At 52.3% G+C, this 11429-nt stretch carries 7 protein-coding genes and 1 riboswitch; all 7 genes read right to left on the reverse strand.

The genetic code is table 11. The annotated features are described in order from the left end of the window. Positions 1-111: 111 nt before the first annotated feature. Positions 112-1224: a bifunctional diaminohydroxyphosphoribosylaminopyrimidine deaminase/5-amino-6-(5-phosphoribosylamino)uracil reductase RibD gene (gene ribD, locus Q7U71_09215; GenBank protein ID MDO9391935.1), complete on the reverse strand. Its 1113-nt coding sequence runs from the start codon at positions 1222-1224 to the stop codon at positions 112-114. Positions 1225-1343: 119 nt separating this feature from the next. After that, positions 1344-1530, reverse strand: a riboswitch (FMN riboswitch). Positions 1531-1580: 50 nt separating this feature from the next. Further along, on the reverse strand, positions 1581-2525 hold the full coding sequence (gene ftsY, locus Q7U71_09220) for a signal recognition particle-docking protein FtsY (GenBank protein MDO9391936.1): 945 nt from the start codon (positions 2523-2525) through the stop codon (positions 1581-1583). A gap of 132 nt (positions 2526-2657) precedes the next feature. Beyond that, complete coding sequence (locus Q7U71_09225; protein MDO9391937.1) at positions 2658-3572, reverse strand: magnesium transporter CorA family protein; 915 nt, start codon at positions 3570-3572, stop codon at positions 2658-2660. A 58-nt stretch (positions 3573-3630) separates the two neighbouring features. Beyond that, the gene (gene smc / locus Q7U71_09230; GenBank protein MDO9391938.1) at positions 3631-7155 is read right to left on the reverse strand and encodes a chromosome segregation protein SMC; all 3525 of its coding nucleotides are present in this window, start codon (positions 7153-7155) and stop codon (positions 3631-3633) included. Positions 7156-7360: 205 nt separating this feature from the next. After that, the gene (locus Q7U71_09235) at positions 7361-8659 is read right to left on the reverse strand and encodes a hypothetical protein (protein MDO9391939.1); all 1299 of its coding nucleotides are present in this window, start codon (positions 8657-8659) and stop codon (positions 7361-7363) included. A gap of 46 nt (positions 8660-8705) precedes the next feature. Next, positions 8706-10811: a clostripain-related cysteine peptidase gene (locus Q7U71_09240; GenBank protein ID MDO9391940.1), complete on the reverse strand. Its 2106-nt coding sequence runs from the start codon at positions 10809-10811 to the stop codon at positions 8706-8708. Positions 10812-10863: 52 nt separating this feature from the next. Beyond that, positions 10864-11429: hypothetical protein (locus tag Q7U71_09245; protein MDO9391941.1), on the reverse strand; the 566-nt coding region annotated here is incomplete at its 5' end.

An 11429-nucleotide genomic window follows, 5' to 3' on the forward strand; every position in this document is an offset into this window, starting at 1 on the left:
CCTGTTATTTCAATTATCCCGGTGAACATCTGGTTCTAATTACTGGTTATTAAGCATTTTAATATTTGCATTCGTGCCCTGAGCATGTCGAAGGGCTGCAATTTGAAATTTTCATTTTACGAGATATCCTTCTATAAGCACATCCTTCCCCAGCATCCGGCATTCCATGTCCCTTAGCTTAAAGGCGTCCTTGAGTTCTGTGATCCCCAGTTCCCCCACCGCCGCCACGCCCTGGGCGCCTATGATGTTGGGAGTGTAGATCATCACCACCTTGTTCACCAGACCCAGCTTCAGGAACGAAGCCGCCAGCTTGCCGCCGCCTTCGACCAAAAGGCTGCAGTACTCGTCCAGCCCCATCTGATGGAGCAGGGCCTTCAGGTCCACATAGCCTTTGGCATCCTTGCCGATGGTCCAGACGTCTATCCCCTGGGCTTCGATCTTCTTTTTCTTGTCCTGGTCGGCGGCCGAGGTGGTGACCATGATGGTCTTGGCCTTCCCGTCGGTCAGCACCTTGGAATCCAGGGAAAGCGACAACTTGCCGTCGGTTATGAACCTGGTGGGCTGCTTGCTTTCCGGGTTGTCCACCAGGCGCACCGTCAGCTGCGGGTCGTCGGTGACCACGGTATTGGATCCCACTATCACCGCTTCGTGCCCCAGCCGCAACTGGTGGACATAGCGCCGGGCCTCGTCTCCGGACAGGCCCGTGGTGGTGCCCTGCCCCATTGATATCCTGCCGTCCAGGCTTACCGCCAGTTTCAGGGTCACAAAGGGCAGGCCGCTCTTCATGTAGCTAAAGTAGACCTCGTTCATTTTTACCGCTTCTTGTTCCATCACTCCACCGATCGTTTCAATTCCGTTTTTAGTTAATGTTTTGTGCCCTTCCCCGCTGACCCTGGGGTTGGGATCGGCCGTGGCATAGATCACTTTTTTTATCCCGGCCTTGATTATCGCTTCCGTGCAGGGCGGCGTCCGGCCCTGGTGGTTGCAGGGTTCCAGGGTCACGTACAGCGTGGCCCCCCTGGCCTGTTCCCCGGCCTGGGCCAGGGCTTCGATCTCGGCATGGGGCATCCCGGCCTTCTGGTGATAGCCCTGGCCTACGATCTCCCCGTTATTGACCAGCACCGCCCCCACCATGGGATTGGGACAGGTGCGCCCCCGGGCCTTGGCCGCCAGCGCCAATGACTGGGCCATGTATTGCAGGTCTAAATCTGGTGTGTCGGGCATGAAAAAATCCCCTAAATATGCTTCAGGGGATTGAACGGACTAAAGCCTGATGAATGAAACCGGGATTATTGAAAGATCACTTATACAGTCTTGATCAGCAATCCGATCTCACCGATCCATCAGTCCTTCTCCCATCCGGACTCTTACCGTCGGCTCCGGAATTCCACCGGATCAATCTTGCTGCCCACTAAAAAACACTAAACCTAAAGTATTATTTTAGAATATTTCGTTTTTTTCGTGGGCAGGGAGATTCGCGGGCTTTTAAAACCGCCGGTCGGGGAATTACGCCCCGCCCTGAAGGTGCTATAAATATAACTGATTGACGGTAAAAAGTCAAGTATTATCGCAGGCCGGAACTATCCCAGGACGCCCTCCACAAACTCTTCTGCATCAAAGACCTTCAGGTCTCCCACCCCTTCGCCCACCCCGGCCAGAACCACCGGAACCTTCAGCTCCTGGGCGATGGCCAGCACTATCCCGCCCTTGGCGGTTCCGTCTAATTTGGTCAGCACGATCCCGCTGACCGGTATGGCCTCCGAGAAAAGCCGGGCCTGGGAAAGCGCGTTCTGGCCGGTGGTGGCGTCCAGCACCAGCAGTGTCTGGTGGGGTGCGCCCGGCATTTTTTTAGCGATGGTATTATGGACCTTTACCAGTTCATCCCGGAGGTGCTTTTGGGTGTGCAGCCGGCCGGCGGTGTCTATGAGAAGAACATCGGCATTTTGGGCCTGGGCGGCGCTGACCGCATCAAAGGCCACGCTGGCCGGGTCGGCCCCGGGAGCCGAGCCCACAAAACCGGCCCCTATCTTTTTAGACCAGAGTTCCAGCTGCTCGATGGCCGCCGCCCGGTAAGTGTCGGCCGCAGCCAGCATCACCTTGCTGCCGTTGGCGGCCAGCAGGTTCCCCAGTTTGCCGATGGTGGTGGTCTTGCCCGAGCCGTTGACCCCGGCGATCAGCCAGACCTGGGGCTTATACAAGAATTCTGAATTCTGAATTCTGAATCCATTCGCATGTTTGGCAAAGCCGCCATGCTCAGGACAAGTTTCTGAATTCTGTGAAAGAATGGCGAGCATCTCCCGCTTCAGCCGTTCGATGGCTGTCAGTTCCTGGTCCCCGTTCTTGACCGATTCCAGCAGCTTTTCCGCGGCCTGGGGCCCCACATCCGCCAAAAGCAAAAGCTCCTCCAGCTCCCCGTATTCGGAAGCGCTCAGAGCTTTTTTCCCGGTGAACAGTTCGGAGATTTTACCCAACACCCCCTGGCGGGTCTTGCTCAACCCCTCTTTTAGCGACTTAAAAATATTCATACGCCTTGTTCATTCAATTCCTGACACCTCCAAAACAAACCACCCACCTTATCTTCTAATATCAGGAACTTTTGTCTTATTTAGAAATCCCGTTAATCATGTAAATCCTGTCTGCTTCGGGAATTCGTCCTTTTACCATTTTTTAAAACGCCAGAAGATCATGAACCCGGCCACCGAAACCAGGGCCAGGCCGATTATTATCCAGAAGGCCAGCGGATGGTCCTGGATGGGGATCTTAACGTTCATGGAGAAGGCGCTGACCACGAAGGTGGGCACCATTATCCCGATGGTGATGATGTTCAGGGTCTTCATCAGCACGTTGAGGTTGTTGGAGACGATGGAGACCCGGGCGTCCATCAGGCCGGCCAGGATGTTGGAATAGATGTCGGCCTGCTTGTAGCACTGGTTGTTCTCGATGGTGACGTCGTCCAGAAACTCGTGTTCCTCCTGGGTAAAGCCGATCTTGGCGGAGTTGGATTTGAGTTTTTCGATCACCGTGGAATTGGAGTTGATGGCGTTGAGGTAATAGACCAGGCTTTTTTCCAGGGTGAACAGGTTCAAAAGATAGCGGTTCTCCATCGATGAGCTGATCTTGGACTCCAGCGAATCGGAGACCATGTTGATGATCTTCAAATGCTCCACAAAATGGTAGATGGACCGGTAGATCAGCTTAAGGGCGGCATCGTTGATCGAGCTGACCTTGTTGAATATCTTGCCTTCGAACAGCGGGATGTCCTCGGAGACCACCACCACCAGCCGGTCCTTGAACAGGAACAGCCCGAACGAGGAGACCTTGAACAGGAACTCCTCGCGGGCCGAATAATTCTGGGGCCGTTTTAAGATCAGGGCCAGATGATCGGGCTCAAATTCCAGCCGGGACTGCTCGTCCGGGTCCAGGGCGGAAGCAAGGGTGTGTTCGTCCAGTTTCAGCTCGGTGGCCAGATACTTTTTCTCGGCCTCGTCCGGGTTGATGAACATCTGGATGGGGCAGGCCGCCCCCTGGCCGGGGCATATTTTAAGATCGCTTAACTGATACCCTCTTTGCATCTATCGCTCCCTGTCTTTCCCCGTGTTCTTCCTGCCGGGACAAATGTGGTTAAAGGTCTCAGTCGAATTTGACCGAAACTATCTTGGAGATCCCCGGCTGTTCCATGGTCACGCCGTACAGCCGGTCGGCCGCCTCCATGGTCCGCTTGTTGTGGGTGATCACCATGAACTGGGTGCTGGCGGAAAAATCCTTGAGCATTTTGCAGAACCTCTGGACGTTGGCGTCGTCCAGGGGGGCGTCGATCTCGTCCAGCACGCAGAAGGGGGCCGGCTTCACCAGGTAGATGCCGAACAGCAGGGCGGTGGCGGTCAGGGTCTTCTCGCCGCCCGAGAGCAGGGTGATGGATTTCATGCTCTTGCCTTCGGGAGTGGCCAGGATCTCGATCTCGGCCTCCAGCGGATCCTCGCTGCCGGTCAGCCGGATCTCGGCCTCGCCCCCGATGAACAGCCGCTGGAATATCTGGACGAAGCCCTTCTTGATCCCTTCCAGCGTCTCCAGGAACATGGCCCGGGCGGTCTCGTCGATCTTGGTGATGGAGGTCATCAGGTCCTGCTTGGCCGTCAAAAGGTCTTCCCGCTGTTTGGACAGGAACCCGTAGCGTTCCTCCTCGGCATTCAGCTCCTCAAAGGCCGCAAAATTGATCGGCCCCAGTTTCTTGAGTTTTAACTTCAGGTCTTCGGTCCGGGTGCGGGCGGCGTTCTCGTCAAACTCTTCCGGCTGCGGCAGCCCGGCCAGCTCGGTCTGGTATTCGGCCTGCATCCTCTGGGCCAGGTTGTCGTATTCGTTGTTCAGCGAGCCCAGGTCTATCTGGGACTGGGAAAGCTGCTGCTGCAGGTCTTCGTGCTCCCTCCGCACCTTGTGCATGCCCTCTTCGGCGTTCTTCAGGTCGGACAGCGATCTTTGGCTTTGCTTTTGGAATTCCTCCCTCTGCGACATGGCGGACTTGCGCAGGGAAGATTGTTTTTCCAGCTCCACATTGAGCGATTCCGCCTCCTGCTGCAGCTGGGCCATGCTGCCAAAGCTGTTTTCGTCTTCGGCCCTCAGGTCCTGGATCCGCTCCAGCGATTCGTTCTTGCGGCTCTCGGTCTCCTCCAGCTCCCGCCGGATCCCCTCGGCCCGGGCGTTCAGCTCGGAGAGTTCCAGTTTCTGGGCGTTCACTTCGGCGGCCTTCTGGGTCCGATCCTGTTCCAGACCCTGAACCTCCTGTTCCCTCAGGGTCAAAAGCTGGCTTTCGTCCTTGTTGTTTTCGCTGGATTCCAGGAAACCATCCTGCAGGGCGTTCAGCTCCCGGCCCAGCTGGTCGCTTCCGGCCAAAACCGTTTCCAGCAGAACGGAGACCTCCCCTATCCGCTGGCGGCTCCGTTCTTCATCGGCGGCCAGTCCGGCCTGCATCCGTTCCGAATCCAGCAGCATCTTCTGATGCTTCTCGGTCTCCCGGTCCACTTCTTCGGACCGTTTGGCCAGGTCGGCCGACTTGGCCCGCAGGGACTGGATCTGAGCGGTCTTGGTCTGCATCTCCTGGCGGGAGGCGGAGATCTCCACTCCCAGCTGCTCTATCCGCTGGTTCCTTTCCAGCAGCCCGAATTGTCCCTGGGGCATACCGCCGGTGTATAAGGCTCCGGTCCGGTCCAGCTTCTCCCCCTCCAGGCTTACCAGGGTCAGCCCTGGATTTTCCCGGCCCAATGTGAAAATATCCGTATCATTGTCCACTATGGCGGTCTTATCCAGCAGGCCGGCGATCAGGGGAAGGTATTGAGTAGGGCATTTTATAAAATCGGCGGCCCAGCCCCTGGTTCCTGATATTTTCTCCGTATTGGCCCCGGAGCCGGCCGCAAAGGACGCGGCCGGGAGCAGGGTGGCCTTGCCGGCCTTGGCGTCCTTAAGCATTTGCCCGGCCCGCTTCATGGCCTGGAGATCGGTAACCACCAGCCACTGCAGTTTTTCGCCCAGGGCGGCCTCTATGGCCTGCTGGTAACCCGGCTCCACCTGTATCAGCTCAGCCAGGGGGTATATCTCTGCGCCCAGTTCATTCTTTTGCGACAGCAGGTGCTGGGCCCCCTGGCCGTAGCCTTCATAGCGCTTATTAAGGCCGGCCAGCAGCTCCTGCTCCTTCTCCAGGCCCGATAGGAAGGAGCCGTTCTGGGCCAGCTGGTTGTTCAAAAGCAGCAGTTCGTCCTGGGCCTCCTTGGACTTAAGCCTCAGGCGGCTTCTTTCCTCGGCCAGCACTTCCAGTGCCTTGCGTTCCACCGCCACCTGTTCTATCAGCCCCGAAAGTTTTTGGGCCCTTTGCTCTATCTCCTGCTGCAGGGCTTTCTGTTCATCAGAAAGCTTGGCCGATTCCCTGGTGGCGCTTTCCTGGCGGCTTAACAGTATGGCGATCTGCTCCTTGCCCTCGGATTCCTTTTTAAGGGCCTCCATCAGCTCGTGGCGGGCCTCGCCCAGGGCCAGCTTGGCCGAGGTTAGGCTGGACTCTAGCCGCAGCAGTTCGGCCTCCCGGCCCTTGACCTGTTCGGTCATGGAAGCCAAGGAGACGGAGGTCTGCTCCTGGGTGCTTTGATGTTCCTTGGAACGGGCCTCCAGCCGGTTAATGGCCGTCAGCAGGGCCTTGATCTCGCCCTCCCGGCGCTGCATGGCCTGTTCCAGTCCGGACCGCCTTTCCCGGATCACCGCCAGCCGGTTCTCAATTTTCTGTATCTCTTCCGATACCAGCCCGATCCGGTTCTGGACTTCGGTGATCTGCTCCTCGTTCTGCTCCAGGCATTCCCGGGCCCGGCCTATGGAATGTTCCTGCTCATCCAGCTGCTGCTGCATTTCGCCCCGCCGTTGCTGCAATACCTTGATCTGGGCGGTCATTTTTTCCTGTTCCCGGCTCAGCCGCAGATGGTCCCAGGCCGCCAGTTTCAGGTCCAGCTCCTTCAGGTCCTGCAGAAAGCGGTCGTAGACCTTGGCCTTGCTGGACTGGCGTTTTAGCGACCGCAGTTTTTTCTCCACTTCCTCCACTATATCCTGGAGGCGCAGCAGGTCCTCGTTGGTGGATTCCAGCCGGCGCTCGGCCGTCTTTTTCTGCTGGCGGTACTTGGCCACCCCGGCCGCCTCTTCGAACAGGCTGCGGCGGGTGGTACGGTCCTCCGACAGGATGGTCTCGATCATCCGGGGCTCTATCATCGAGTAGCTGTCGGCCCCCAGCCCGGTGTTTAAAAACAGGTCGGTGATGTCCTTCAGCCGGCAGGTGCGGTTGTTCATCAGATATTCGCTTTCACCGGAGCGGAACAGCCGCCTGGTTATCGAGACCTCGTTGTACTCCACCGCCAGCTGCCCGTCCTCGTTGGAGAAGATCAGGCTGACCTCCGCCATGGAAAGCGGCTTCTCGCCCTTGGTGCCGTTGAAGATGACGTCCTCCATCTTCTCCGAACGCAGGGTCTTGGTGCTTTGCTCGCCCAGGCACCATCGAATGGCGTCCACCACATTGGTCTTGCCGCAGCCGTTGGGCCCCACGATGGCAGTGACCCCCGATCCCGCTTCTATCGTGATCTTCTGGGGGAATGATTTAAACCCGAATATTTCCAGCCGTGAAAGATACATTTTTATTGCTCAGTAAGTTATTAAGCCTGGCAGTTGGACATAGTTTATGCCCTTAACACATAAGTTTACCAAATAACGGTTAATACCGTCAATACAAATATTATGAGAATCCGAAATAACTTGAAGATACTTGTTTATACATACAAATGTCAAAGCCAGCCTGCCAATACTTGGCAGGCTGGCTTTGACATTTTATTATTACTTCCTAGAAGTTCTTGATTCCAATTGCCGCCTGGTAAGCATAGTTGAAACAGACCTTGATGGTATTGCCGGAAGTGACCACGCTGTCAATTTTTATTTTTGCGTAATTATTGGCAGCATTAATTGCATTGCCCTTTACATTAACCTGATAGACATTTCCGGTTTCGCCTAAAGTCAAAACAACACCATAGGAGGTAACGCTAAAGACATCCGGTATAGAAGCATCATATCCTGATGGAAAATCCTGAATAAACGTTTCCCGGCCTTTGCTCCAGGCCGAAGATGATGGGATGTTTGAAATAACAAGGGGACAGGCCAATCTTACCTGGTTGGTTGTGCCGGCAACTCTTTCTAAAACCAAGTCAATATTGTTGAGCAAGGTTGCATTATTAGTGACAGATCCAAGGTCATATTTGACTTGCTTTACAATATCGAAAGCCTTAATCCCCAACGGGTAAAGGGTATCCACTCCGGGTTTGGTCTTCCACACAGTTTTAAAATTTGTATGCAAGGAATCCCATTCCACGAACCCGGTAACGGAGGTGTCTGCTGGGCTGGTTGTACGAAGGCCACGTGCAATCAGGCTATCTAGCGGGTTTAGTTCGTCTTCCGCTACAAAACGTTTGGAATAGGTTGTTCGCACCGGCCCAGGAATTATATCATTAAGAGGAGTGCTATCAACATAGGTGATCTTCCAAGAGAGTGTCGGCATTGTGTATGTGGTAGGATTTAAAAGACCATTTTTATCCTTAAAGGCAAAACCGCAGGCCTTTCCGTTCGTTAGGTCGGTAAGGTCGTAGGCATAGATGGTGCCGTAGCCTATGGGCCGAGGACAACTCATCACCCAGTTGCCAGCCCAGCTAAGCTGGCCGTCTACCAGGGAACGGACATAAAAATAATATTTGGTTCCTTTTACCAGGGCTTTTCCATCGGTGGGATCAACCGTTACCACAACAGAATCAACTCCTTTGGGAAACGGGCAGCCGGGAACTTGAAAATATTGAAGGCTTTCGGCTGGAAGCTGGGCTAAACCAACAATGGAATCCGAAGCACTTTGATATCCTGTTAAGTAACGGGAAGTGCAATAAACATAATACCCGCCAAAACCGCTCTGGGACTCGGCCTCGGCATTAAGTGTCCATTTAATGACGACATTGTTCGTGTCCGGAAAGGCGGTCATACCGCTGGGAGCATAATTAACAGGAACTGTTTTCTCGTAATCGGTCGGCTTTTTACTGCAGCCAGCTATCGCTAAAACTACAATGAGCGCAGCCATAGCCCACGGAAACAATTTGCGGAACATTTTTGTATCCCTCCTAAATGGTTTATTGTTTTTAATGTATTATTTATTATCTTATAAATATCATTTTAACCAACCGGATACCCGTGTTTGAGTCCAATCGGGCGATATATACACCTTCTGCTATTGATACCTTTGGCTCCCATAAATATAAACGTTCTTCTTTCCCATTGTTGTTTCCTTTTTCCAGCAAAGACATCCGGTCCACATATTGACCCAGAATGTTGAATATCTTAACCTCCGTCACACTCTCCTTTGAAGGCAAAAACGATATATATATATTCCTTTTAAAAGGATTGGGCCAAGCCCTTAATATATCGGTATCTGAACGGTAAAATGTCTCTTTACTCCAGGAACTAATATTTTTCAGACTATCGATCACTCTAATCTGGTAAAATCCATTCAAGCCGGACAGGCTGCTTAAGGTAAAGCTGGGAACGAAGGTGTTATTGATTTTTACTGTTTTATCAAAATCTGGATGGCAGACTTTGATGTCATCAATATATAACCAGCCTGAATGAGATGTATTCCAACTTATTCTAATGTTAGCGGTTGTGTTTTTAATTTTGGATGAGCAATATTTATTTTGAGCTTCACCAAAATAATTCCAAATTCCCAAGGTATCCCATCCGGTGCTACTGTCGCTGCTTGACTCTAAAACCACAAATCCATTTATCCCCTCAGTGTCAAATCCAATATTGCCGGAGGAATCAAACTGGATCGCTTTTTTTGAGGTCATTTGGCCACTAATTGAATAATAGGCAGTATCTCCGTCAGCCTTGGGAATTATAACAAATCCTGTTCTTGTCCAATTGGAAGTATCCGATGTTCCGGCCTGATCAAAAAAATCAATAATCAGAGCTTTACTGTGCCGAACCTGGTACAACTCAATTCCAGAGGGCTCATAACCGGTTTCCCAAGCAAGCCTCCCCCCCATAGCCGTTTGATTCATTTTAACCTTTTGCGGAACCGGAGCAGTGATATCTTTCTGAAAAATCAACTGGTCAAGTATTTTATCCCACCCTGAAAGGCCTGTCCATTTTAAGTTATTATAAGACTCTATCCCGCTTTCAAAATTATTTTTACCTTTGGGATACCATGCAGCCACACCACTGGCATTTTGGTAGTCATTCCCAGAAATTGACTGTATCAGCACACTGTTTTTAAACTGACGACTGGCATCTAAAACCAAGGTTTTTTCCGGATCCGGTATTCTATTCCCAATAAAATCAAGCATCGTAGACAAGTCGTAGCTGTACCACGAAAAAAAGCAGGAGACAGAGTCCGGTACTGCAGAATCCGGGATGGCAGAGGAACTGATGAAGGCCGAAACCGGCAGTCGTTTAAGGGGTCCTGCTAATGACTTTAGATTTTGCGATGCGGCTGACAACCTTTTAATGTCGACAGCAGAGCAGGTCACCTGATACCCCAGGTTATCATAAACGCTACAGGAATTCACTAACCTTACCACCAAGCTTTCGGCCGGAGTATTTCCATCTATCTTTTTCCAAGCTTGATCATATGGCATACCCTCCACCGGGAAAGGGGCTTCCGATCCTACGGCATAACGGCACATTCCTTCAAGTTCCATAAGGACTTCAGCCATTTGCATCAAACAGGCATCAAATACGATTATTTCCAATGGCTGCCCGGCAGCAGAACTTATCTCTGCCACGGCAGACCTTAACTCACCTCCAGCGACATTCAAATAATCATTTAAATGCTGGTCGTACCCAACGTATTTTGAATATTTGCTCCAACCACTACCGTGGTCCCACAGAGCCAGCAGATATTTCTGGGCGGGGTACGTTTTCACCGCCCAACTGCCAAAGTCGGCCAAAGCATCCGGAGATCCGCTATTGCTCTGTCCCAGACTTGCCAGGATGCTGGTTCCCTGTGGCAATACTTTGTAGCGGAACGCTCCTGAAGGGGAATCAATTTGAACTATTATGTCAACCCCCGGTTGGCCGGAGATTTTCTGCAGTTCTTTGATGTCTATCTGAGCCTGGCCAGATAAATCGTTGTCGGCAGCCATATAAAACATCATGGTCCATTGGCTGCCAAAACAAATATTTTCAAAGAACAACAAAAATAGTGCGCCAAAACTAATTATTATATCCACCCTTGGGGACGGCAATTTATTTTTTATACCCATTGTTTCTCCACAACCAAGCCGCCCAGTTATTTAAAAGGATGGATTTGATTGGTTAAAAAGCCAAGGCTAAAGCAATGCGATGAACAGTGCTTAACGGTCCATAATCGGCAAAGGCATAGTCAATCTTGGTTTTCAACATTCCAAAACCATAATTGACACCCAACCCTAAAGTAGGACTATAGGCATTGTCATCATCCCTGGCGTCAATGTCAATTCGCAAACCGGCCCGGGCAAACAGCATTTTGTTGAATCCGTATTCCATTCCTAAATTCTGTTTTTCACTGCCGTCATTGGGATGGACGTAATCAAAAGCCCCGGTAAGTTTATGCGAAGGGCCATCGATAACATCATAGCCCAAACCCAAGCGGTACGAAAGCGGCAGGGGCGAAGAATTAGTTATGTACTCAAAGCTTTGAACCTGCTGCGGGCCGTCACCATAACCATAATAGTTGAAAACGTCAACCAATTGGCCTCCGGAATACTGGACATTGGTGCCAAAGTTCAGCAGGGCAGCGGCTACCCGCAGACCCCGGAGACCAGTCTTGGCCGAAACTCCCAGATCCATGGCAAAAGCCGAGGCCTTCATATCCCAGATGCTCTGCTGGATGTACTTGGCAG

The sequence above is a fragment of the bacterium genome, from assembly GCA_030655055.1.
Classification (GTDB): Bacteria; Edwardsbacteria; AC1; order AC1; family EtOH8; genus UBA5202.

Coding starts and splice junctions, on each gene's coding strand:
- ribD (MDO9391935.1), bottom strand. CDS start 1,224: ATGCCCGACACACCAGATTTAGACCTGCAATACATGGCCCAGTCATTG.
- ftsY (MDO9391936.1), bottom strand. CDS start 2,525: ATGAATATTTTTAAGTCGCTAAAAGAGGGGTTGAGCAAGACCCGCCAG.
- Q7U71_09225 (MDO9391937.1), bottom strand. CDS start 3,572: ATGCAAAGAGGGTATCAGTTAAGCGATCTTAAAATATGCCCCGGCCAG.
- smc (MDO9391938.1), bottom strand. CDS start 7,155: ATGTATCTTTCACGGCTGGAAATATTCGGGTTTAAATCATTCCCCCAG.
- Q7U71_09235 (MDO9391939.1), bottom strand. CDS start 8,659: ATGTTCCGCAAATTGTTTCCGTGGGCTATGGCTGCGCTCATTGTAGTT.
- Q7U71_09240 (MDO9391940.1), bottom strand. CDS start 10,811: ATGGGTATAAAAAATAAATTGCCGTCCCCAAGGGTGGATATAATAATT.